Below are 23579 nucleotides of genomic sequence, written 5' to 3' on the forward strand. Positions count from 1 at the left end.
TGCCGCAGAACGCATAGGAGATACCCATGGCTGAACAACAGCCCCGCCCGATTCTGATCACAGGAGCAGGCCGCCGCATCGGCCTCGCTCTGGCACACCATTTTCTGCAGCAGCGCCAGCCGGTCATCGTCAGCTATCGTACGCCCTATCCGGCGATTGACGGCCTGCGCGAAGCGGGCGCGCTCTGCCTGCAGGCCGATTTTAGCAGCGATGACGGCATTCTGACCTTCGCTGAAGCGGTCAAATCACACACCGACGGTCTGCGCGCCATCATCCATAACGCCAGCGACTGGATGGCGGAAAAGCCGGGCGTCCCGCTGAGCACCGTCATCAACCGCATGATGCAGATCCACGTCCACGCCCCCTATCTGCTCAACCATGCGCTGGAGGCGTTGCTGCGCGGCCACGGCCATGCCGCCAGCGACATTATACATATCACCGATTACGTGGTGGAGCGCGGGAGCGACAAACATATCGCCTACGCCGCCAGCAAAGCCGCCCTGGATAACATGACCCGCTCCTTCGCTCGCAAGCTGGCGCCAGAGGTTAAGGTCAACGCCATCGCGCCGTCGCTAATCATGTTTAATGAGGGTGACGACGAGGCCTATCGTCAGCAGGCGCTGGATAAATCGCTGATGAAAATCGCCCCTGGCGAAAAAGAGATTAGCGATCTCATCGATTACCTGTTTACCAGCCGCTACGTTACCGGCCGCTCATTCGCTGTCGACGGCGGCCGCCCGCTGCGCTAGTGGAAACGGCTCCAGCCGAGGATTAACAGCCAGGCGCACAGCCCCCAGCATCCCACTGCGCCTGCCAGCGCCAACGGCAGGCGCATAATCCCGGTGAAATACCACAGTGACAGCAGATAGATAAAATAGGGAAGAATCGACCACATGCCGAATACGATGGTCGCGCGCAGGGCTTCGATCCCCCGCTCGCTGGCGACAATATAATGGGCGATGAGCGCAAAGGTGGGAAACAGCGGGACCAGGCCAGCGATAGCGTAGTTTTTGGTTTTCGCCAGCACGCCAATCAGCACCACCACCAGCGCTCCCAACAGCCCTTTGATTAACAGCCCCATGCCCGTATGCCTTAACAGTGAATCAATAAGTTAGGGCAGCATAGCGGATTTAACGCTGTTTATAAAAGAGTAATGGCGGGTAAAATAAGTGCGGTGTATGTTACTTCTTTTACTGATGTGCAATAGACATGAATAAAATCGTTTTTGTTGAGGATGACCCTGAGGTAGGCACGCTGATCGCCGCCTATCTCGGCAAGCATGATATGGATGTGGTGGTCGAGCCTCGCGGCGACCGCGCTGAGGAGGTGATCGCGCGGGAGAAACCGGATCTGGTGCTGCTGGACATTATGCTGCCCGGCAAGGACGGAATGACGCTCTGTCGCGATCTGCGCGGGCAATGGCAAGGGCCGATTGTCCTGCTGACTTCGCTCGACAGCGATATGAACCATATCCTCTCCCTGGAGATGGGCGCCAGCGATTATATTCTGAAAACCACCCCGCCAGCGGTACTTCTCGCGCGACTGCGTCTGCATTTGCGCCAGCATATTGCTCCGGCAGGCGCCGGATCCGCCTCCTCAACGCTCACGCCACATAAAACCATCTCCTTCGGCTCGCTGACCATTGACCCGGTCAACCGCCAGGTGCTGCTTGGCGGAGAAAACGTCGCCCTGTCGACCGCCGATTTCGATCTGCTGTGGGAGTTGGCCACCCACGCCGGGCAGATTATGGACCGCGACGCACTGCTGAAAAATTTACGCGGCGTTACCTATGACGGGATGGATCGCAGCGTCGACGTGGCTATCTCCCGCCTGCGCAAAAAACTGCTCGACAACGCCACGGAGCCCTATCGTATTAAGACCGTTCGCAACAAAGGCTACCTGTTCGCCCCTCACGCCTGGGATAACTAAGCAGCCCTTCTGCGGCCCTGCGAGGGGCCCGCTCATCGCGCACTCGCCGGCGGCAAAGTTATCACGTTTGCTGCCTGCTGCGTTCGTCCCTGGCGCGCACATTCATCACCGGAACTTGTCATATTGACTAAATCATTAGAATTAGCCGTACAGAACCCCATCACATAACTCCTCAATATGATTGTGCTCAAGGACTTACCGCTGTCAGAGTGGCATAAAGCCTGAAAACACAGGACTTTTGCATGATGAAATACGTTGTACTTTTGGCACTCTCACTGTTCACTTCTCTCTCTGGCTGGGCTTTTTCCCTCGACAACGCCGATATTCGACTCCTCTGTCCGCAGCGCGGGCAAATCGAGGTGATCCTTCATCGCTATGAACATACCCAGCAATCCTGGGGGCAGCATCACTTTGAAACCGGCGGCGGCCACGTTCGCCAGGGGCCGCTGCTGGTGATCCCGTTTGCCAACCTCGATCAGATGATTTACCACCAGACCACCGGCGAGTTTGCTTACTGGTATGCCGAAACGGAAAAGCTGGTGCGCTGTCGGCTGCTGAGTCTGACGACCACCTATCCGGTAGACATTCCTTATTATCGTGAGTAGCGTATCCATCGACGCACAAAATACGATTGCCCTGCTCCCCCCGAGGGTGAAGAAATCACCGCATCGAGTGACACTGTCACCTTTTCACCGTTCTGTCTCCAGGCTGGCTATTGTCAGGGGGCATAAACCCTGCTTTGATAGCGTATCTATGATTTCCCCGCGCCTCGCCCGGGGATATCGATAACATTGACTCCCCGACGCGCAGAAGATGCCCCTGGGGCGCCAGACAGGTTTCTCTTGAATACGCGGTAATGTAATGAAAAAGCTGTTCGTGCAGTTCTATCTTCTGCTCTTCGTCTGCTTTCTGGTGATGACCATGCTGGTCGGTCTGGTCTATAAATTTACCGCGGAGCGCGCCGGACGGCAGTCGCTTGACGATTTGATGAAAAGCTCGCTGTATCTGATGCGCAGCGAGCTGCGGGAGATACCGCCGCGCGACTGGAGCAAGACCCTTAAAGAGCTGGACCTGAATTTATCGTTTGATCTGCACATCGAGCCGATCAGCAAATTTAAGCTGTCGGAAAGCTCGATGCAGCACCTGCGCGCCGGCGATATCGTCGCCCTCGACGATCAGTACACCTTTATTCAGCGCATTCCCCGCAGCCACTATGTGCTGTCGGTGGGCCCGGTGCCCTATCTCTATTTTCTGCATGAGATGCGCCTGCTGGACGTGGCGCTAATGGCGTTTATTGCTATCTCTCTGGCCTTTCCGGTGTTTATCTGGATGCGCCCGCACTGGCAGGACATGCTGCGCATTGAGACGGCCGCCCAGCGCTTTGGCGAAGGTCACCTCAGCGAGCGCATTCACTTCGACAGTATGTCCAGCTTCGAGCGGCTCGGGGTGGCCTTTAACCAAATGGCCGATAACATTAATGCGCTTATTGCCAGCAAAAAGCAGCTGATTGACGGCATCGCCCATGAACTCAGGACACCGCTGGTACGCCTGCGCTACCGTCTGGAGATGAGCGAGAATCTCACCGAGGCGGAATCGCAGGCGCTGAACCGCGATATCGGTCAGCTGGAGGCGCTGATTGAAGAGCTCCTGACCTACGCCCGCCTCGACCGCCCGCAGACGGAGCTCAGCCTGACGACTCCCGATTTTCCCGCCTGGATCAGCGATCACGTCGAGGATATCCAGATGGTTAACCCACAGCGCGAGGTCGCCCTGGCGACGCTGACCCACGGTAACTACGGCGCGCTGGATATGCGACTGATGGAGCGGGTGCTGGATAATTTGGTCAATAACGCCCTGCGCTACAGCAGCCAGCGGGTGGCGGTCAGCCTGACGCTGCAGGGTTCGCGCGCATCGTTGCTGGTTGAGGATGACGGCCCGGGAATCGCCCCCGAGGAGCGCGAGCGGGTGTTTGAGCCCTTTGTCCGCCTTGACCCCAGCCGGGACCGGGCGACAGGAGGCTGCGGCCTCGGCCTGGCGATTGTCCACAGTATCGCCCAGGCGATGGGCGGCGAGGTGCGCTGCGAGGCCAGCCCTCTCGGCGGCGCCCGCTTCTGCTTTAGCTGGCCGGTCTATCATCAGCTGCCTGATTTCACCTCTGCCTGAATAAAACTTGCGCAGAAGCCGCGGGCTGGGTATGCTGCAAAAATCTAATAGTATGTTGTAACTAAGGTGGTAATAATGGCCAGCTACGACCTCGTTGAACGTCTGAATAATACCTTTCGCCAGATCGAGCTGGAGCTGCAGGCGCTCCAGCAGGCGTTAAGTGACTGCCGTCTGCTGGCGGGCCGGGTATTTGAACTGCCGGCGATCGGTAAGGATGCCGAGCACGATCCGCTGGCCACCATTCCAGTGGTGCAGCACATCGGCAAGACGGCCCTGGCGCGCGCCCTGCGCCACTACAGCCATCTGTTTATCCAGCAGCAATCGGAAAACCGCAGCAGCAAGGCCGCCGTACGCCTGCCGGGGGCTATCTGCCTGCAGGTTACCGCCGCGGAGCAGCAGGATCTGCTGGCGCGTATTCAGCATATCAATGCCCTGAAGGCCACCTTCGAGAAGATCGTCACCGTCGACTCCGGCCTGCCCCCCACCGCCCGTTTTGAGTGGGTACACCGTCATTTGCCGGGGTTGATCACCCTTAGCGCCTACCGCACGCTGACGCCCCTCGTCGACCCGAGCACCATCCGCTTCGGCTGGGCCAATAAGCACGTCATCAAGAATCTGACCCGCGACCAGGTGTTGATGATGCTGGAGAAAAGCCTGCAAGCGCCGCGGGCGGTGCCGCCGTGGACCCGGGAGCAGTGGCAGAGCAAACTGGAAAGGGAGTATCAGGATATCGCCGCCCTGCCGCAGCGGGCGCGGCTGAAAATAAAACGACCGGTGAAAGTCCAGCCGATCGCCCGCGTCTGGTACGCCGGCGAGCAGAAACAGGTACAGTACGCCTGCCCCAGCCCGCTGATCGCCCTGATGTCCGGCAGCCGGGGGGTCAGCGTACCGGATATTGGCGAGCTGCTGAACTATGATGCCGACAATGTGCAGTATCGCTACAAACCGGAGGCGCAGTCGCTGAGATTGCTTATCCCGCGCCTGCACCTCTGGCTGGCTAGCGAATAGCCAGGCTGCCGACCATCTCTTCCGGGCGCACCCAGCTGTCGAATTCGGCTTCCGTCAGGTAGCCCAGCGCCAGCGCCGAGGCTTTGAGAGTCAGCCCCTCATGGTGCGCTTTTTTAGCGATTTCCGCCGCCTTGTCGTAGCCGATATGGGTATTCAGCGCAGTAACCAGCATCAGCGACTCATTGAGCAACTGACTGATCCGCTCGCGATTCGGTTCAATACCCACCGCACAGTGCTCGTTAAAGCTCGCCATACCGTCCGCCAGCAGACGTACCGACTGCAGGAAGTTGTGGATGACCATCGGGCGATAGACGTTAAGCTCAAAGTTGCCGGAAGCACCGCCGATATTCACTGCCACGTCGTTGCCCATCACCTGGCAGCAGACCATGGTCAGAGCTTCGCACTGGGTTGGGTTAACCTTGCCCGGCATAATCGATGACCCTGGCTCGTTTTCCGGGATGGCGATTTCACCAATGCCGCAGCGGGGGCCGGAGGCCAGCCAGCGGACATCGTTAGCGATTTTCATCAGCGAGGCCGCCAGGCCTTTCAGCGCGCCGTGGGCATGGACCAGGGCATCCACAGTGGCCAGCGCTTCGAATTTGTTCGGCGCGGTGACAAATGGCTGTCCGCTGAGTGACGCCAGCTCGGCCGCCACCCGTACGGCATATTCCGGATGGGTATTCAGCCCGGTTCCTACCGCCGTCCCGCCCAGCGCCAGCTCGGCAAGATGCGGCTGACTGGCTTCAATGTGCTTCAGGCTATGGTCCAGCATCGCCACCCAGCCGGAGATCTCCTGGCCTAAGGTGAGCGGCGTGGCGTCCTGCAGATGGGTGCGGCCGATCTTGACGATATCCCTGAAGGCCACCGCTTTTTCATTGAGCGTCGCCCGCAGCGCCTGCAGCGACGGGATCACTTTTTCCCGCAGGGCAATCAGCGCCGCGACGTGCATGGCGGTGGGGAATACATCATTTGAGCTTTGGCTCTTATTCACATCGTCATTGGGATGAATTTTTCGCGCCATCCCCCGTTCTCCGCCGAGCAGTTCACTGGCGCGGTTGGCCAGCACCTCGTTCATATTCATATTGCTTTGGGTGCCGGAGCCGGTCTGCCAGATAGCCAGGGGGAACTCCTGCGCGTGCTTTCCGGCCAGCACTTCGTCAGCGGCGGCGACGATCGCCCCGGCTTTTTCCGCCGTCAACAGTCCGAGATCCTGGTTAACCTTCGCCGCCGCCCGCTTGGTCAGCGCCAGGGCGTATATCAGCTCCCCGGGCATTTTTTCGGTCGAGATGCGGAAATGCTCCAGCGAGCGCTGGGTCTGGGCGCCCCAGAGTTTATCGGCCGGGACCTCGATGGCGCCCATCGAGTCTTTTTCACTGCGATGCGTTGTCATTACTTTCTCCTTGGATGAAAAGTGCGTCATAGCGACAAAGCTCACCTGCTTAAAAGACTAAGTATTGGCCAGATTGATAAGTTGTTTTGGTGGTTCGTGCCGCGAAGCGCCATAAAAAAAGCCGCCCCGAGGGGCAGCCCAGACCGCTGACAAAATGCAATCGTCGGGATTGCCCGGCGGCGCTGCGATTGCGCGGGCCTACAGAGAACTGCATAACTTATTGATATTGCTGTTTTTCGTAGGCCGGGTAAGGCGAAAGCCGCCGCCCGGCAGAAAAGCGCTCACCCTAACGAAATCAGGTTTGTCATCGACCAGCGCCGCCCCGAAGGGCGGCCTGGGTTACTTCACGCAGCGGGCGCACTGCGAGGTCTGGATCTGCTGGAAGAAGTCATTGCCTTTATCATCAACGAGGATAAAGGCCGGGAAATCCTCCACTTCAATTTTCCAGATAGCCTCCATACCCAGCTCCGGATAGGCCACGCACTCGAGGCTCTTGATGCTCTGCTGGGCCAGCACTGCCGCCGGGCCGCCGATGCTGCCGAGGTAGAAGCCGCCGTGTTTGTGGCAGGCGTCGGTGACCTGCTGGCTGCGGTTGCCTTTCGCCAGCATGATCTTGCTCGCCCCATGGGACTGCAGCAGATCAACGTAAGAGTCCATGCGGCCTGCGGTGGTCGGCCCCAGAGAGCCGGAGGCGTAACCGTCCGGCGTCTTGGCCGGACCTGCGTAGTAGATCGGGTGATCTTTGACGTACTGCGGCAGCGCCTCGCCGTTGTCGATAAGCTCCTTCAGCTTAGCGTGGGCGATATCGCGGGCGACGATGATAGTCCCGCTCAGCGACAGGCGGGTGGATACCGGATACTGCGACAGCTGCGCCAGGATCTCGCTCATCGGCTGGTTAAGATTTACCTTCACCGCTTCGCCTTCCCCGGCCTGGCGCAGATGCTCAGGGATATATTTCCCCGGGTTGCTCTCCAGCTTCTCGATCCAGATGCCGTCGCGGTTAATCTTGGCTTTGATGTTGCGGTCGGCGGAACAGGAAACCCCCATCCCTACCGGGCAGGAAGCGCCGTGACGCGGCAGACGGATCACGCGGATATCGTGGGCAAAGTATTTGCCGCCGAACTGCGCGCCGAGACCAAGGTTCTGCGCCTCCAGCAGCAGCTCCTGCTCCAGCTGCACGTCGCGGAACGCCTGGCCGTGCTCGTTACCTTCGGTCGGCAGGCCATCGTAGTATTTGGTGGACGCCAGCTTCACGGTCTTCAGCGTCGCTTCCGCCGAGGTACCGCCGATCACGAAGGCGATATGGTACGGTGGACAGGCGGCAGTACCGAGGGTGCGCATCTTCTCGACGAGGTAATTTTTCAGCTTCGCCGGGGTGATCAGCGCTTTGGTTTCCTGGTACAGATAGGTTTTGTTCGCCGAGCCGCCGCCCTTGGCGATGCAGAGGAATTTGTACTCATCGCCATCGGTAGCATAGAGATCGATCTGCGCCGGCAGGTTGGTGCCAGTGTTAACCTCTTTATACATATCCAGCGGCGCGTTCTGCGAGTAGCGCAGGTTGTCCTGGATATAGGTGTTATACACCCCCTGCGCCAGGGCGGCTTCATCGCCGCCGCCGGTCCACACGCGCTGGCCTTTTTTACCCATGATGATCGCGGTGCCGGTGTCCTGGCAGGTGGGCAGAATACCTTTGGCGGCGATATCCGAGTTGCGCAGGAACTGCAGCGCGACGTATTTATCGTTTTCGCTGGCTTCCGGATCGTTAAGGATATCCGCCACCTGCTGCTGATGCGCAGGGCGAAGCATAAAGGAGGCGTCGTGGAAAGCATGCTGCGCCAGAAGGGTCAGCGCCTGAGGGTCAACTTTTAGCACTTCCTGGCCGGCGAATTCGGCGACGGAGACGTAATCACTGCTGAGGAGATAATACTCGGTGTCATCCTTTTTGAGCGGAAAAGGATCCTGGTAAACAAACGGTTTATTCGACATTGTACTCTCACTTACTGCTTTGGCTGATTATGTTTCAGGCAGGGACTCCATGTGCCTGTAGAAAAGCGAGTCGAACAATCTTACACAATTTTTTAACAAAAACTGAGACAAGGACGACTTTTTCTTTCAGCAGTTGCTTCTCCACCGTTTGCTGGTTTAATAGGGCGATAAAATTTACTTTGTTTGAAACAGGGATTGAGAATGCAAAAGCTGATTAACGCCGTGCAGAACTATGCATGGGGAAGCCACACCGCCTTAACTGAACTGTATGGCATCGCCAACCCGGACAATCTGCCGATGGCAGAGCTGTGGATGGGGGCGCATCCGAAGAGCAGCTCGCAGATCCTGGCGGCCGACGGCCAGCCGCGTTCGCTGCGCGAGGTGATTGACGCGGATAAAGCCGCTCTGCTCGGCGACAAGGTTGCCGCCCGCTTTGGTGAACTGCCGTTCCTGTTTAAGGTACTGTGCGCCGCTCAGCCGCTCTCAATTCAGGTGCATCCCAACAAGCAGGCCTCGGAAGAAGGTTTCGCCCGCGAGAACGCCGCCGGTATCCCGCTCTCCGCCGCCGAGCGTAACTACAAAGATCCGAACCACAAACCGGAGCTGGTTTTTGCCCTGACGCCGTTCCTGGCGATGAATGCATTTCGCGAGTTCAGCGAGATTGTCACCCTGCTGCAGCCGGTGGCTAGCGCGCATCCGGCAATCGGCGCCTTCCTGCAGCAGCCGGACGCGACTCACCTGAGCCAGCTGTTTGCCAGCCTGCTAAATATGCAGGGTGAGGAAAAGGCCAAGGCGCTGCAGGTGCTGCGCGACGTACTGGCCCGTGAACAAGGCGAACCGTGGCAGACTATCCGCCTGATCGCGGAATTCTATCCGGACGACAGCGGCCTCTTCTCCCCGCTGCTGCTGAACGTGGTGAAGCTGAACCCAGGCGAAGCGATGTTCCTGTTTGCTGAAACGCCGCACGCCTATCTGCAGGGGGTGGCGCTGGAGGTGATGGCCAACTCGGATAACGTACTGCGCGCCGGCCTGACGCCGAAATACATTGATATTCCTGAGCTGGTTGCTAACGTCAAGTTCGAGGCTAAACCGGCGGGTGAGCTGTTGACCCAGCCGCAGCGTCACGGCGCGGAACTCGACTTCCCGATCCCGGTGGAAGATTTTGCCTTCTCCCTGCATGACCTCTCCGCCGAGGCCAGCGATCTAGCCCAGGCAAGCGCGGCGATCGTGTTCTGCGTCGACGGCGAAGCCGTACTGCGCAAAGGCGACCAGAGCCTGACCCTCAAGCCGGGCGAGTCGGCCTTCGTGGCCGCCAGTGAATCGCCGGTGCAGGTCAGCGGCCGCGGCCGCGTGGCGCGCGTTTTCAATAAGCTCCAGTAAGCGACTGACCCTTCAGGTCGCGCTTACTGTTGGTGATAACTCAGCCAGGCGGTCTCTCCGCCTGGCTTCATTTATGGATAAATGCTATGAAAAAATCGCTGGTCGCAGCAGGAGTCATCGTGGCGCTGGGCGTGGTATGGACAGGCGGCGCCTGGTTCACTGGTAAACAGCTGGAAGGCCGGATCGCCGATATGGTGCAGCAGGCAAACGCCCAGCTGCGCAGCAGCGCGCCGGAGTCAGGTCTGGAGCTGAGCTATCAGGACTACCAGCGCGGGCTGTTCAGCAGCCATCTGCAGCTGGTGGTGAAGCCGATCGCCGGTCAGGCTAACGGCTGGCTGGCCGCCGGGCAGAGCGTGGTGCTTGACGAAGTGGTCGATCATGGCCCCTTCCCGCTGGCCTCGTTAAAAGCCTTTAATCTGGCGCCGGCAATGGCTTCCGTCCACACCACGCTGGTGAAAAACGACGCCAGCCAGGCGCTGTTCGAGATAGCCAAAGGCGACACCCCCTTTACCGTCGATACGCGCATTGCCTACAGCGGCGACAGCCAGTCGGCTATCGTCCTTAACGCCCTCGACTACGCTAAAGGCGATGAGAAAGTCACCTTCAGCGGCGGTCAGTTCCAGCTCGACGCCGACCGCGACGGCAAAAACATCAGCCTGAAGGGCCAGGCCGGCAGCGGGCAGATCGATGCGCTCAACGAATATAATCAGAAGGTACAGCTGCGCTTCGTCAACCTGACCACCGACGGCGCCACCGAGCTGGCCAGCTTCAACGAACGTATCGGCCAGCAAAAAATGACCCTCGATAAACTGGCCATCAGCGTCGAAGGCAAAGAGCTGGCGCTGATCGACGGCATGGCGCTGGACGGCGGCTCGACGCTGACCCAGGACGGCAAAGGCGTGAACAGCCAGGTGAACTACACCGTCAACAGCCTCAAGCTGCAGGGGCAGGATATGGGCAGCGGCAAACTCACGCTGAAAGTGGATAACGTCGACGGTCAGGCGTGGCACCAGTTCAGTCAGCAGTACAGCGCGCAGTCTCAGGCGCTGCTGGCGAAACCGGAGCTGGCGCAGAATCCGGAGCTGTATCAGCAGGCCCTCACCGAAACGCTGTTCAATGCGCTGCCGATCCTGCTCAAAGGCAACCCGTCGGTGACCATCTCTCCGCTGAGCTGGCGCAATGCCAAAGGCGAAAGCACCCTCAACTTCTCGGTTCTGCTGAAAGATCCGGCCCAGGTGACCGCTCCGCCGCAGACCCTGGCGGACAGCCTGGATCGCGTGGTGCAGTCCCTGGACGGCAAAGTGGTGATCCCGGTGGATATGGCGACGGAGTTTATGACTAAGATCGCCGGTCTGGAAGGCTATCAGCCGGCCGATGCCGCCAAACTCGCCGATCAGCAGGTCAAAGGCCTGGCGGCGATGGGCCAGATGTTCCGCATTACCACCATGGAAGATAACGCCATCAGCAGCAGTCTGCAGTACGCGAACGGCCAGGTGACGCTGAACGGACAGAAAATGCCGCTGCAAGACTTTGCCGCGATGTTTGGTCTGGAAGCGCCTTCGCTGCCGGACAGCGCGCCGCAGGAAGGCCAGCCGCAGCAGGATGACGCCGCTCCTCAGCAGGACGACGCCGCCCCGCAGCCGTAACTTATCGGTACAGGAGACGGCCAGCGCGCGCCGTCTCCCTTATTTTCGCGTCACCAGCCGCGGGGGCATAATCTGGTTTCGCGTCTCGCCAGTCCCCTCTTCCAGCCGCCGCAGCATCGAATCCGCCAGGCTTTTCCCCATCTCCCGCGCCGGGGTGGTCACCCAGGTGAGAGGCAGGTCGTCGAGGGCGGCCTCCGGCACGTCGGCAAACGCCGCCAGCGCCACCCGCTGCTCAAAGTAGCTCTCGACGCCATCTTCCCCGCTCTGTCTTCCAGCCCGTAACAGACCGAACCACGCGCCGGTGGCTACCACGTTGTTGTAGCACAGCACCGCGGTAATGGTCGGATTCTGGCGCAGCAGGCCGGTCATCGCCTCCGCCGCCTGCTTCTGGCTGGACTCGCACTCCAGCACCCATTCGCTGTGAAACGGCAGGCCGTATTTCAGCAAGGTGGCGCAATAGCCGCCGACCCGCTCGGCGCGCGTCAGCGAAGCACTCTGCCCGCCGAGCCAGGCGATCCGCTGATGGCCGCGGCGGATAAGATGCTCCGTCACCAGCTGCGCCGCCTGCATGTTGTCCGGGCGGATCAGGTCGACATCGTCAAGATAGCTGGCGCGGGAAGCAAACACCAGCGGCACCCCCGCCTCCGCCGCACGCTCGCGCAGCTCGCTCCCGCGGTCGATCGCCCCGGCGATAATCACCCCGTCCACCCCCTGCGCCGCCAGCGTATCAAACCGCTGGGCCATCTTCTCGCCGCTGCGGCCTCCCTGGGTGAGAAATACCATTTTCCCCTGCCTCTCCAGGGCATCGGTGAGGCCGGCGGTTAATTCAGCATAAAACGGTTTTGACAGGTCGCTGACGATAAGGCCAATCACGCCGCTCTGCCCACCGCGCAGCGAGGCCGCCTGACGATTGCGCACAAATCCCAGCTGTTCGATAGCCTGATTAACCCGCTCGCCGGTGGCGCTGGAGATGCGCCCTTTGCCGCTCAGTACCAGTGAAACGGTACTCACGGAGACGCCGGCAGCCAGCGCCACATCATTGATGGTGATCTTTTTTGCGATTGCCATAACCTGCTGGCTGACTCCCTTGCCTGTCGATAAATCGTTTTATCATTGTGCGATCTTTATAAACCTTATTATCGCTTGAATATGTGATTTTTATCGCACTAAAAAGTGGTAAAACGTTTTATCTTGCCGTGGCGTTAGTTCTCCCGACCACTTATGAATCAGGAACCGTGCTATGACGGCGAAAACAGCACCAAAAATCACCTTATGGGAATTTTTCCAGCAGCTGGGAAAAACCTTCATGCTGCCCGTAGCGTTGCTCTCGTTTTGCGGGATCATGCTGGGGATCGGCAGCTCGCTAAGCAGTCACGATGTTTTGACTCTGCTGCCGTGGCTGGATATGCCGCTGCTGCAGGCCATCTTTATCTGGATGAGCAAGGTCGGCTCCTTTGCCTTCAGCTTCCTGCCGGTCATGTTTTGTATCGCCATCCCGCTGGGTCTGGCGCGAGAGAACAAAGGCGTCGCCGCCTTCGCCGGCTTCGTTGGCTACGCGGTCATGAACCTGGCGGTCAACTTCTGGCTGACCGCGAAGGGTATTCTGCCCACCACCGACGCCGCGATCCTGAAGGCCAACAATATCCAGAACATTATCGGCATTCCGTCAATCGATACCGGGATCCTCGGGGCGGTGATCGCCGGGATTATCGTCTGGCTGCTGCATGAACGCTTCCATAACATTCGCCTGCCGGACGCCCTGGCCTTCTTCGGCGGCACCCGCTTCGTGCCGATCGTCACCACCGTGGTGCTGGGGCTGGTTGGGCTGGCGATCCCGCTGGTGTGGCCAGTCTTCGCTATGGGGATCAACGCCCTCGGGAAGATGATCAACAGCGCCGGGGATTTTGGGCCGATGATCTTCGGCACCGGCGAGCGACTGCTGCTGCCGTTTGGCCTGCACCATATTCTGGTGGCGCTGATCCGCTTTACCGAAGCCGGCGGCACCCTCGACGTCTGCGGCCACAGCGTCAGCGGCGCGCTGACCATCTTCCAGGCGCAGCTGAGCTGCCCGACGACCCACGGCTTCGCCGAAAGCGCCACCCGTTTCCTGTCGCAGGGTAAAATGCCGGCATTCCTCGGCGGCCTGCCGGGAGCCGCGCTGGCGATGTACCACTGCGCCCGTCCGGAAAACCGACATAAAATTAAAGGCCTGCTGATCTCCGGGGTCATCGCCTGCGTGGTCGGCGGCACCACCGAGCCGCTGGAGTTCTTGTTCTTGTTTGTCGCGCCGGTCCTGTATGTCATCCACGCGCTGCTGACCGGTCTCGGCTTTACCATCATGGCGGTGCTCGGGGTAACCATCGGCAACACCGACGGCAATATCATCGACTTCGTGGTGTTTGGCATTCTGCATGGCCTGGCCACCAAGTGGTATCTGGTGCCGGTGGTGGCGGCTATCTGGTTCGCGGTCTACTATGCCATCTTCCGCTTCGCCATCACCCGCTTCAATCTGAAAACGCCGGGCCGCGACATCGACACTGCCGCCAGCGTGGAGAAAGCCGTCGCCGGTACCATCGGCAAATCCGGGTATAACGTACCGGCGATTCTGGCGGCGCTCGGCGGCGCAGAGAACATTGTTTCGCTGGATAACTGCATTACCCGTCTGCGCCTGTCGGTGCACGATATGAGCAAAGTGGACGCCGCCGCGCTGAAAGCCCATCGCGCCATCGGGGTGGTACAGCTCAACCAGCATAATCTGCAGGTGGTTATTGGCCCGCAGGTACAGTCGGTAAAAGATGAGATGGCCACGCTGATGAATACCGTGCAGGCCTGATCCCACTAGTCCCCCTCCGCTACGGAGGGGGCGCTCGCTAAGGAAGCTCCAATGTTTGATTTTGCCACCCCTATCGATCGCCACGGCACCTGGTGCACGCAATGGGACTATGTCGCCGACCGGTTTGGCGCCGCCGATCTGCTGCCGTTCACTATTTCCGATATGGATTTCGCCACCGCGCCCTGTATTCTCGACGCCGTTAGCCAGCGGCTGGCCCACGGGGTGTTCGGCTACAGCCGCTGGCGCAACGAGGCGTTTCTCGGGGCGATTGCCCACTGGTACGCCAGCCGCTTTAACAGCGACATCGATCCGCAATCTGTGGTCTACGGACCGTCGGTTATCTACATGGTGGCGGAAACCATCCGCCAGTGGTCGAAAGAAGGCGACGGCGTCGTGGTCCACACCCCTGCCTACGATGCGTTCTATAACACCATCACCGCTAACCGGCGGCGGATTGCCCCGGTGCCATTGATCCTGAAGGATAATCGCTGGCGCTGCGATATGGACCGCCTGGAGGCGGCGCTGGCGGAGCCAAAGAATACCCTGCTGCTGCTGTGCAGCCCGCACAACCCAACGGGGAAAGTCTGGCGTCGCGAGGAGCTGGAGACCATGGCGGCCCTGTGTCAAAAACATGGCGTCAGGGTGATTAGCGACGAAATTCATATGGACATGACCTGGGGCGAACACCGCCATATCCCGTGGAGCGAGGTCGCTCAGGGACCATGGGCGTTGTTCACCTCCGGTTCGAAGAGCTTCAATATTCCGGCCTTTACCGGGGCCTACGGCTTTATCCCCGAAGAGAACGAGCGCGACAGCTACCTGCAGGCGCTAAAGGGTCGCGACGGGCTCTCTTCCCCTTCCGTGCCGGCGCTGGTCGCCCATATCGCCGCCTACCGCGACGGGGCTCCCTGGCTCGATGCCCTGCGCGACTACCTGCAGGCGAATATGCGCTATGTCGCCGACACGCTCAACAACGCCTTCCCCGCGCTCTGCTGGCAGCCGCCGGAGGCCACCTACCTGGCATGGATCGACCTGCGCCCGCTCAACGTTGACGATCGCGCGCTACAGCAGGCGCTGATCGCCGAACAGAAGGTGGCGATTATGCCGGGTTATACCTATGGTCCTGAGGGCAACGGCTTTCTGCGTCTCAACGTCGGCTGCCCGCGCGAGAAGCTGGAACGCGGTGTCGAAGGACTGATTGCCGCCCTGCGCAGCCTCAGCTGATTCGACGCGCAATCTACAGGTCATCGCGCCGGCGAAACGCCAGATAACCGGCGCCGAGGGTAAAGACAGCGACAATCACCACCAGCAGGATAAACCCGTGGTGGTTGCTTGCCAGCGGGATCCCACCGACGTTCATGCCGAAGAAACCGGCGACGATGTTAATCGGCAGCGCGAGGACGGTGATCACCGTCAGGGTATAGAGGGTGCGATTGCTCTGCTCCAGCTGGCGGGCGCCGATCTCCTCCTGCAGCAGACTGATGCGCTCGATCAGGCCCGACAGATCGTTAAGCACCACGCTAAACTCTTCGGTGAACTGACGAAACGCCTGCACCACCGCGCGATCCATCCACGCCGGCGGCCGGTTAAGCAGCCGGAACATCGCCGCCGGCTCCGGCGCCAGCAGCCGCTGGAAGCGTAAAAGCATCCGCCGTAGCCGCGCCAGATCGGCCCGGTTGCGCTGCACGTGATTGCTCAGAAGACGCTCTTCAATAAGGTCAACATGGCGGCTGGCCTGGCGGACGACCTGCTCCAGCACCTCCTCCTGCTCCTCCAGCAGAAAGGCCAGCAGCTCAGTAGACGTGTTCACCCTGAGCGTCTGCAAGCGCGGCAGCATCCATTCGATAAACCGCAACGGTTTGAAGCGCGCCGTCACCACCAGCCTGGGGCTACAGTAGAGCCACAGCGTGGCGGTTTCCGCGCTGGTATCCTGCGGACGAAACAGCACATCGTTAAGCACAGCGAACAGATTTTCCCCCTGTCGCTCAATGCGGGTGGTGTGCGAGCCGCTGCGGATCTCCTCGAAGAAAAAATCGGCCACCGGAAAGTGGCTGGTTAACCATTTCTCGGCGGTGGCATGATTAAGATTCAGGTGTAACCAGATAAACGCCTTGTCATCGGCGAGCGCCTGATAGCGGGCGCATACCTCGCCAGAGGCGATCGGCTGCGGGGGGCGCTGTTCATGAAACAAATAGCCATGCACCAGGCCGGAAACTTCACTATCAAAATCGGGCTTTAACATCTTCGCGGTGACGTCTTGACTCATGGCTCCCTCAGGACAGGCACTGGCACCGTTGATGCCCGAATAGTGCCATCTTTCGCTATTTTCCGCGGGCTGGCAAGGTTAATAATCTGGTCATAAAACAGTAACCTGGCTGACATATGACGGCCAGTATCACGCTTCATCCCCTCGCCGCGCAGGCGATGCGATGGAGGCGAACAGAAGGTCTTCTTGCCTTTATGCTCAGGTGGTTATTAAAATAAATTTGATTATCCTCAAAACTTTTTTAGGCAGAAAGCGGTATTAATTTGCGCGCTTAATCATTGCTTTCACCCAGGTTTATTGAGGAGGAGACCATGAAAACCTATGACCGTAATCGTAACGCTATTGCTACCGGCAGCATGGTAATGATCGCCGGTAACGGGACGACGGGCGTGATTAAAGCTATCCATGGCGAGGGGAAAACCGCTGAGCAGTTGCGCCGGGCGGACTGCGTTGAAATCGACGGCTGCGAGGGCCGCTTCTGCCCGTTGGATCTGATCCGTCTCGGCTTCCATTAATTCCTGCCGCCAGGTCGTTAGTATCAGGCCACCTGTGGTGGCCTGCTCTTTTCCCGGGAAATAAAGCGTCTAGCGAAAGCTCCACTGAACACTCATCACAAAGATCGCCGGCACAATAATGCCGCCTTCCACACCGAAATAATCGGTGAAATTATATTGCAGGCCATGATAGAGGTAGGGCGAAAAACCGATGCCGGTGATTTTTTTGGCGGTGCGGTAGGTGCCGGAATCCCCACAGTGGCTGAAGGCATCAAAGAAAAATTCCCCGGTATAGGCATACACCCCTTTCAGTACCCAGCCGGTATCGTTTTTCAGCCAGTCGCGGCGCACGCCGAGGGTCAGGCAACGATCGTCAAAGCTGTTTTTCATCGTTCCGACCAGCACGCTGTATTTTGAATCCTGAGAAAACTTGCGCTCCACCGAGAAAAAGTTGTTATTGAAATGTTCGTTATATTGTCCGTGGTTACCCGTCATATGATAGACATAGGAACCGGTATTCATCGAATAGAGGTTTAATTCCCCGGCCTGCACCGACGGCATGGCAACCATTAGTAGCGCTGATAACAAAATCCATAATTTATTTACCATTCAGTAACCTATGCCATACCCGTAAAAAGAACCCGGCATGCTAGCACCGCTTAGCTAAACCAAAGGGCAATCAGATAAACCGACGCTCTTCGCGGCGGGAAAATATGACGCTATCTGCACTATAGCAGTCGCCCTCTCGCCTGGTGAGCGCCTGCGGTTATACTGGAGAAACATTCCCCTAATCGTTAAGGACCGCTGTGTTAGCCACTCTCCTCGTTGCGCTGGTCGCTATTATTCATCTCGCCATCCTGGTGCTGGAGATGTTTCTCTGGGAAGCCCCCGCCGGGCGCCGGGCCTTTAACCTCAGCGCCGATTTCGCCCGGCAGACCCGGGTGCTGGCGGCCAACCAGGGCTTGTATAACGGCTTTCTGGCCGCCGGCCTGGCATGGGGGCTGTGGCTGGGGGCGCCGGGGGTGCAGGTGGTTATCTTTTTCCTGGCCTGCGTGCTGGCCGCCGGGATTTTCGGCGCGCTGACCGCCAGCCGCAAAATTCTCTATATTCAGGCGCTGCCCGCGCTGCTGGCGCTGGTTGCCGTGCTGACGCAAGCGTAGGGCCTTGATCCAAAACAGAGAAAGCAGGCGCTAAGGCGGGTACTATTTGCCCCCTTTGGTCGGTCATCGACCGTTAATACCTTCTGAGTTCAGAGGCATTTTTATGACATGGCAATCCTTCAAACAGGCCTGGCTTATCCGGTTCTGGTCTCCTGTCCCGGCGGTCATTGCCGCGGGCATTCTCTCTACCTACTATTTTGGCATCACCGGCACCTTCTGGGCGGTGACCGGCGAATTCACCCGCTGGGGTGGTCAGCTGCTGCAGCTGCTGGGCGTCCACAGCGAACAGTGGGGCTATTACCAGCTGATACATCTCGAAGGGTCGCCGCTGACCCGCATCGATGGCAGGATGATCATCGGCATGTTCGGCGGCTGCCTGGCCGCCGCGCTGTGGGCGAATAACGTCAAACTGCGCTTGCCACGCAGCCGGATCCGCATTGCGCAGGCCGTGGCGGGCGGCATCATCGCCGGGTTCGGCGCACGGCTGGCGATGGGCTGCAACCTGGCGGCCTTCTTCACCGGCATTCCGCAGTTCTCCCTGCACGCCTGGCTGTTTGCCATCGCCACCGCCATCGGCTCCTGGTTTGGCGCCCGCTTCACGCTGCTGCCCCTTTTTCGCATCCCGGTAAAAATGCAAAAAGTGTCCGCCGCCTCGCCCTTAACCCAAAAACCGCAGCAGGCGCGCCGCCGCTTCCGCCTGGGGATGGTGGTCTTTTTCGCCATGATCGGCTGGGGCCTGCTCACCGCCGCAGACCACCCGGCGCTGGGCCTGGCGATGCTGTTCGGTATTGGCTTTGGTCTGCTTATCGAGCGCGCGCAGATCTGCTTTACCTCCGCCTTTCGCGATATGTGGATCACCGGCCGGACGGTGATGGCGAAGGCGATTATCTTCGGCATGGCGGCGAGCGCCATCGGTATCTTCAGCTATGTGCAGCTGGGGATGGCGCCGAAAATTATGTGGGCCGGTCCTAATGCGGCGATTGGCGGGCTACTATTTGGCTTTGGCATCGTGCTGGCCGGCGGCTGTGAGACCGGCTGGATGTACCGGGCGGTGGAGGGCCAGGTTCACTACTGGTGGGTTGGGCTGGGCAACGTCATCGGCTCAACGCTGCTCGCCTGGTGCTGGGACGATATCGCCGCCCCCCTCGCCACCCACTGGCAGAAAGTCAACCTGCTGAACGCCTTCGGTCCCTTTGGCGGACTACTGGCCACCTATCTGCTGCTGCTGATCGCCCTGCTGCTGGTGATCGCCTGGGAGAGACATTTTTTCCGCCGCCAGGCGGCGGTCCGGACCGTGAAGGAGAGCGCATGAAAAACATCATCCCTGATTATCGCCTGGATATGGTCGGCGAACCCTGCCCGTATCCGGCGGTCGCTACCCTGGAGGCAATGCCTTCCCTGCAAAAAGGCGAGATCCTCGAAGTGGTCAGCGACTGTCCGCAGTCGATCAATAACATTCCGCTTGATGCAAGGAACCACGGCTACACGGTGCTGGATATTCAACAGGATGGCCCAACCATTCGCTATTTGATTCAGAAGTAGCGCCGTTTTCCCGCCGGCGGCCTTCCCCGCCGGCGCTTGTCTCCTCGTTCCCGCCTCGCCGTTCGCTTACGCATCGCTGACCAGGTAGCCAAACGATTGCAATAGATTGTAACACTTGAAACCGTGTTCCAGTTACGCAATAACCATTAATATAACGCGCCTATATTATTAAAATGCGAATAAGTTATTTAGTGAATGGTTTCTGCCGCTATCGGCCAAAGCCGCACACAGCGACACGATAAGGATCGAAATGGAACTGCTGGTCAGGCTGGGTCATTTTTTTGAGCAAGCGCGTTCTGACGCCGACTATGCCACCTTCGCCAATGAACTGCGTCGGCATCAGGTCTCCTACTACATCTATTTTGTTTCCACCGGCAATATGAATTTCGTAATGGCAAACGACGAGGTGGTCTCGGTAAAAAGCGCCCGCGGGCTGCTGCGCGTTCGCGCTGAGGGCAGCCATTGTCTGACCAGGGCCGCCGTTATCCGCCACTTTGCCCGGGCCATTAACTTTGAACAGTACTGCCGGGATCTCGCCAGCGCCGGGGTGTTTAAGTGGATCGTCGATCTGGAAGAGGAGACCCGGCACTACTGGTCGAAGGATAATACGCTGTTATATAAAGAGTGCCTGATGCCCCCCTGAACAGGTCTCAGGGGGAGGCGGCGAGGGTCAGCCTTTAATCGCGGGTCTGCACCCAAAAGGCGTGGATCAGGCCAGGAATATAGCCCAGCAGGGTCAAAATGATATTGAGAATAAACGCCCAGCCGAAGCCTTTTCCCAGCAGCACACCCAGCGGCGGCAGAATGATAGTGAAAACGATTCTCCAGAATCCCATAACCTCTCCCTTCGTCTAACGTCAATTTTTTACTAAGCTATTCAATAGTTAAGCATAGACGCTTTTCGTCGTTTCGCCAGCAGGCAGCCCCCTCATCTCTGGTAACAAAAATCATTCCCTGCCGTCACGGGCAAAAAAGACCGGGAAAACATTCACTTTTCCCCTCTCCGGCCCGCAGGCCCTGGCATAGCGCACAGATTGTCAGTTGACCAATCAGGGGGACAGGGCTAAGCCTGGAGGAGTTTCATCACATCGAGTCGTTTTACCAACCGGAGAATATCCATGAGTAAACTTGGGATTAATGGATTTGGTCGTATCGGACGTCTGGTGTTACGTCGTTTATTAGAAGTCGACAGCAGCCTGGAAGTGGTGGCTATCAACGACCTCACTTCGCCAAAGGTGCTGGCCTACCTGTTGAAGCATGATTCAAACTACGGCCCCTTCCCGTGGAGCGTCGACTTTACCGAAGATGCGCTGATCGTCAACGGCAAAACCATTACGGTGTATGCCGAAAAAGAGGCGCAGCATATTCCATGGCAGGCGGCAGGCGCCGAGGTGATTGTGGAGTGTACCGGGTTCTACACCTCGGCCGAGAAATCGCAAGCCCATCTCCAGGCCGGCGCGCGCAAAGTGCTGATTTCCGCCCCCGCCGGCGAGATGAAAACCATCGTCTACAACGTCAACGATGACACCCTGACCCCGGATGACACCATCATCTCCGTGGCCTCCTGCACCACCAACTGCCTGGCGCCGATGGCCAAAGTTCTGCAGGATGCCTTCGGCATCACCGTAGGCACCATGACCACCATCCACGCCTATACCGGCACCCAGTCGCTGGTGGACGGGCCGCGCGGAAAAGATCTGCGCGCCTCCAGGGCGGCGGCGGAAAACGTTATCCCCCACACTACCGGCGCGGCAAAAGCCATTGGCCTGGTGATCCCTGCCCTGAGCGGTAAGCTGAAAGGCCATGCCCAGCGCGTACCGACCAAAACCGGCTCAGTGACGGAGCTGGTATCGGTGCTGGAGAAAAAGGTGACTGCGGATGAGGTCAATCAGGCGATGAGGCAGGCGGCCGAGGGTAACGAATCCTTTGGTTACACCGAAGAGGAGATCGTCTCTTCCGATATCATCGGCAGCCATTTCGGTTCGATCTACGATGCTACCCAGCTGGAGATTGTGGAGGCCGGCGGCGTACAGCTGGTGAAAACCGTCGCCTGGTACGATAACGAATACGGCTTTGTCACCCAACTGATCCGCGTGCTGGAGAAATTTGCCCGCTAAGTGAACGGCGGACAGCCTGCGCTGTCCGCCGGTTCTGTGTGGAGTGCCTCAGGCCTGCAGATAGACCACCTGGGTCTGCAGGTACTCATTCAGGCCGTGGCGGCCATCTGCCCCGCCGATCCCCGACTTACGCCAGCCGGCGTGGAACCCCTGCATCGCCTCAAAGTTCTCACGGTTGATATAGGTTTCGCCAAACTTCAGTCCCTTAATCGCTTTCATCGCCACGTTCAGATCGCGGGTATAGATTGAGGAGGTCAGGCCATAATCGCTGTCATTGGCCATCGCCAGCGCCTCATCGAGGGTCGAAAAGGCCACCACCGGCAGCACCGGACCGAAGGTTTCCTCATGGATAATGTCCATCTCCTGACGTACATCCAGCAGCAGGGTCGGCGGATAAAAATAGCCTTTGCCCTCCAGCGGCTGACCGCCCAGCGCCACCCGCGCCCCCTGCGCCACCGCCTTCGCCACTTTGCCCGCCACCTGGTCCCGCGCCGCCGCGTTGATCAGCGGCCCCATCGCGATGTCATCTCGCGTCGCCGGGTCGCCAAACTGGACGGCCTTCATCGCCTCACCGAGGCGGTTGACGAAGCGGTCGTATATTCCCTGCTGAACATAGACCCGCTCGACGCAGTTACACACCTGCCCGGTGTTAATCACCCGCGAGTCCACTACCGCTTTCACCGCCAGCTCCAGATCCGCATCATCCATTACAATGGCAGGCGCTTTGCCGCCGAGCTCGAGGCACACTTTGGTGATATTTTTCGCCGCAGCGGCCATAATTTTTTCTCCCGCCGCCACGCTGCCGGTCATGCTGACCATCGCCACCTTCGGATTGCCGGCCAGCTCCTGGCCAACGGTTTCTCCGCGGCCAAGCACAAGGTTAAAGACCCCTTTCGGCAACCCAACCTGATGGACAATCTCGGCAAAGGCGATGGCATTATTGGGCGTAAATTCGCTGGGCTTAATGACGATGGTATTTCCAGTGATCAGGGCCGGCGCCAGCTTGCGGGCGATAAGAAAGAACGGGAAGTTCCACGGCAGGATCCCGGTGGTCACCCCCAGCGCGCGTTTAAAGACAAGGATATTCTCCCCCGGGCGATCGCTCTGCACGATCTCACCTTCGTAACGGCGCGCCCATTCTGCCATATAGTCGAGATAGTCCGCGGTGAACGCAACCTCCACCGCCGCCAGCTGCTGGATCTTGCCGCCTTCAGCGACAATCAGCCCGGCGATCTCGTCGGCACGCTGGCGGATACCGGCGGCAATTTTGCGCAGCCAGCCCGCACGCTCAATGGCCGGCAGCGCTTCCCAGCCGGGCTGGGCGCGCTCGGCGGCGTCAATCGCCAGCCGCGCCTCTTCGGCAGTCCCGTCCGGGATCCGCGACAGCAGCGCTTCGGTCGCCGGGTTAAGCACGTCGATCCAGCCGTCGCCGCGACCGGAAACGAACTGGCCATCAATATACATCGGGTGTTGAACGGGTGCTGTCATGGCTGCTCCTGTGGTGCATTTGTATTTAACAGGTGATTTTTTTGTTAAATATCGGGCGGATAAGCCGCTGTTCGGCAGCACATTGACGCAGTTCTGTGAGCTGATTCATAAAAACGGGCCAAAAATGCCCGCTTGAGGTTACATTTTAATAACACAAATTGCCCGTTTGCGACGAAT

At 59.0% G+C, this 23579-nt stretch carries 24 protein-coding genes; 16 read left to right on the top strand and 8 right to left on the bottom strand.

From position 1 onward, the window contains the following. Window positions 1-26 precede the first annotated feature (26 nt). Window positions 27-749 (top strand): dihydromonapterin reductase, encoded by a 723-nt coding sequence (folM, locus tag RRF55_RS20205; protein ID WP_004176334.1) that lies wholly within the window; start codon window positions 27-29, stop codon window positions 747-749. Here folM and RRF55_RS20210 read toward each other — a convergent pair. Beyond that, window positions 746-1081, bottom strand: a complete 336-nt coding sequence (locus RRF55_RS20210) for a GlpM family protein (RefSeq protein ID WP_002903379.1) — start codon at window positions 1079-1081, stop codon at window positions 746-748. The genes folM and RRF55_RS20210 overlap by 4 nt on opposite strands. A 128-nt stretch (window positions 1082-1209) precedes the next feature. On the opposite strand from RRF55_RS20210, the gene rstA reads away from it, so the two are divergent. The 4 genes from rstA to tus all read left to right on the top strand — a co-directional run bounded on the left by rstA (window position 1210) and on the right by tus (window position 5100). Next, window positions 1210-1929, top strand: a complete 720-nt coding sequence (gene rstA, locus RRF55_RS20215; RefSeq protein ID WP_002903377.1) for a two-component system response regulator RstA — start codon at window positions 1210-1212, stop codon at window positions 1927-1929. 242 nt (window positions 1930-2171) lie between these two features. Then, complete coding sequence (locus RRF55_RS20220; RefSeq protein WP_002903374.1) at window positions 2172-2534, top strand: hypothetical protein; 363 nt, start codon at window positions 2172-2174, stop codon at window positions 2532-2534. Between the two features lie 256 nt (window positions 2535-2790). Continuing rightward, complete coding sequence (gene rstB, locus RRF55_RS20225; protein WP_004151564.1) at window positions 2791-4092, top strand: two-component system sensor histidine kinase RstB; 1302 nt, start codon at window positions 2791-2793, stop codon at window positions 4090-4092. 75 nt (window positions 4093-4167) lie between these two features. Beyond that, window positions 4168-5100 carry a DNA replication terminus site-binding protein gene (gene tus, locus RRF55_RS20230; RefSeq protein ID WP_004148259.1) on the top strand — a complete coding sequence of 311 codons (933 nt, stop codon included), beginning with the start codon at window positions 4168-4170 and terminating at the stop codon, window positions 5098-5100. On the opposite strand, the gene fumC is transcribed toward tus, so the two are convergent. Continuing rightward, window positions 5090-6490, bottom strand: a complete 1401-nt coding sequence (fumC, locus tag RRF55_RS20235; RefSeq protein ID WP_002903315.1) for a class II fumarate hydratase — start codon at window positions 6488-6490, stop codon at window positions 5090-5092. The two genes, tus and fumC, sit on opposite strands and share 11 nt — an antisense overlap. A gap of 339 nt (window positions 6491-6829) precedes the next feature. Beyond that, window positions 6830-8476 (bottom strand): class I fumarate hydratase FumA, encoded by a 1647-nt coding sequence (fumA, locus tag RRF55_RS20240; RefSeq protein WP_002903313.1) that lies wholly within the window; start codon window positions 8474-8476, stop codon window positions 6830-6832. Window positions 8477-8677: 201 nt separating this feature from the next. Here fumA and manA point away from each other — a divergent pair, with 201 nt between their 5' ends. Both manA and RRF55_RS20250 read left to right on the top strand, forming a co-directional pair. Next, complete coding sequence (manA, locus tag RRF55_RS20245; RefSeq protein ID WP_002903312.1) at window positions 8678-9856, top strand: mannose-6-phosphate isomerase; 1179 nt, start codon at window positions 8678-8680, stop codon at window positions 9854-9856. Window positions 9857-9942: 86 nt separating this feature from the next. Further along, the gene (locus tag RRF55_RS20250) at window positions 9943-11502 is read left to right on the top strand and encodes a YdgA family protein (RefSeq protein ID WP_064145602.1); all 1560 of its coding nucleotides are present in this window, start codon (window positions 9943-9945) and stop codon (window positions 11500-11502) included. Between the two features lie 39 nt (window positions 11503-11541). On the opposite strand, the gene RRF55_RS20255 is transcribed toward RRF55_RS20250, so the two are convergent. Continuing rightward, window positions 11542-12570, bottom strand: a complete 1029-nt coding sequence (locus tag RRF55_RS20255) for a Mal regulon transcriptional regulator MalI (RefSeq protein ID WP_004148253.1) — start codon at window positions 12568-12570, stop codon at window positions 11542-11544. Window positions 12571-12742: 172 nt separating this feature from the next. Here RRF55_RS20255 and malX point away from each other — a divergent pair, with 172 nt between their 5' ends. Then, window positions 12743-14335 (top strand): maltose/glucose-specific PTS transporter subunit IIBC, encoded by a 1593-nt coding sequence (malX, locus tag RRF55_RS20260; RefSeq protein WP_002903245.1) that lies wholly within the window; start codon window positions 12743-12745, stop codon window positions 14333-14335. 51 nt (window positions 14336-14386) lie between these two features. After that, on the top strand, window positions 14387-15559 hold the full coding sequence (locus tag RRF55_RS20265) for a MalY/PatB family protein (RefSeq protein WP_009308961.1): 1173 nt from the start codon (window positions 14387-14389) through the stop codon (window positions 15557-15559). Between the two features lie 13 nt (window positions 15560-15572). Here RRF55_RS20265 and RRF55_RS20270 read toward each other — a convergent pair whose 3' ends face one another. Then, window positions 15573-16601, bottom strand: a complete 1029-nt coding sequence (locus tag RRF55_RS20270) for a CorA family divalent cation transporter (protein WP_004179669.1) — start codon at window positions 16599-16601, stop codon at window positions 15573-15575. Window positions 16602-16912: 311 nt separating this feature from the next. Between RRF55_RS20270 and ydfZ the strand changes: the two genes are divergently transcribed. After that, window positions 16913-17116, top strand: coding sequence for a putative selenium delivery protein YdfZ (gene ydfZ, locus RRF55_RS20275; protein WP_004151566.1), 204 nt, complete (start codon window positions 16913-16915; stop codon window positions 17114-17116). A 69-nt stretch (window positions 17117-17185) separates the two neighbouring features. Here ydfZ and RRF55_RS20280 read toward each other — a convergent pair whose 3' ends face one another. Beyond that, window positions 17186-17665, bottom strand: coding sequence for a hypothetical protein (locus RRF55_RS20280; RefSeq protein ID WP_072202360.1), 480 nt, complete (start codon window positions 17663-17665; stop codon window positions 17186-17188). Window positions 17666-17901: 236 nt separating this feature from the next. On the opposite strand from RRF55_RS20280, the gene RRF55_RS20285 reads away from it, so the two are divergent. The 4 genes from RRF55_RS20285 to RRF55_RS20300 all read left to right on the top strand — a co-directional run bounded on the left by RRF55_RS20285 (window position 17902) and on the right by RRF55_RS20300 (window position 20440). Then, window positions 17902-18255, top strand: coding sequence for a DUF1304 domain-containing protein (locus RRF55_RS20285; protein ID WP_002903236.1), 354 nt, complete (start codon window positions 17902-17904; stop codon window positions 18253-18255). Window positions 18256-18358: 103 nt separating this feature from the next. Beyond that, window positions 18359-19567, top strand: coding sequence for a selenium metabolism membrane protein YedE/FdhT (gene yedE, locus RRF55_RS20290; protein WP_002903234.1), 1209 nt, complete (start codon window positions 18359-18361; stop codon window positions 19565-19567). Next, window positions 19564-19797, top strand: coding sequence for a sulfurtransferase-like selenium metabolism protein YedF (yedF, locus tag RRF55_RS20295; RefSeq protein WP_002903233.1), 234 nt, complete (start codon window positions 19564-19566; stop codon window positions 19795-19797). The genes yedE and yedF overlap by 4 nt, the downstream gene beginning before the upstream one ends. A gap of 250 nt (window positions 19798-20047) precedes the next feature. Then, complete coding sequence (locus tag RRF55_RS20300) at window positions 20048-20440, top strand: DUF1398 domain-containing protein (protein ID WP_023285078.1); 393 nt, start codon at window positions 20048-20050, stop codon at window positions 20438-20440. Window positions 20441-20474: 34 nt separating this feature from the next. Here the strand turns inward: RRF55_RS20300 and RRF55_RS20305 are convergent, their stop codons facing one another. Next, window positions 20475-20633, bottom strand: coding sequence for a YqaE/Pmp3 family membrane protein (locus tag RRF55_RS20305; protein WP_002903230.1), 159 nt, complete (start codon window positions 20631-20633; stop codon window positions 20475-20477). Between the two features lie 282 nt (window positions 20634-20915). On the opposite strand from RRF55_RS20305, the gene gap reads away from it, so the two are divergent. Beyond that, window positions 20916-21914: a type I glyceraldehyde-3-phosphate dehydrogenase gene (gene gap, locus RRF55_RS20310; RefSeq protein WP_002903227.1), complete on the top strand. Its 999-nt coding sequence runs from the start codon at window positions 20916-20918 to the stop codon at window positions 21912-21914. 48 nt (window positions 21915-21962) lie between these two features. Here gap and aldA read toward each other — a convergent pair whose 3' ends face one another. Further along, window positions 21963-23402, bottom strand: coding sequence for an aldehyde dehydrogenase (aldA, locus tag RRF55_RS20315; protein WP_004151568.1), 1440 nt, complete (start codon window positions 23400-23402; stop codon window positions 21963-21965). Here aldA and RRF55_RS20320 point away from each other — a divergent pair. Then, the gene (locus RRF55_RS20320) at window positions 23401-23538 is read left to right on the top strand and encodes a hypothetical protein (protein WP_004140057.1); all 138 of its coding nucleotides are present in this window, start codon (window positions 23401-23403) and stop codon (window positions 23536-23538) included. The two genes, aldA and RRF55_RS20320, sit on opposite strands and share 2 nt — an antisense overlap. The last annotated feature ends 41 nt before the right edge of the window (window positions 23539-23579 follow it).

The organism is Klebsiella sp. K47, from assembly GCF_051858335.1.
Lineage (GTDB): Bacteria > Pseudomonadota > Gammaproteobacteria > Enterobacterales > Enterobacteriaceae > Klebsiella > Klebsiella pneumoniae.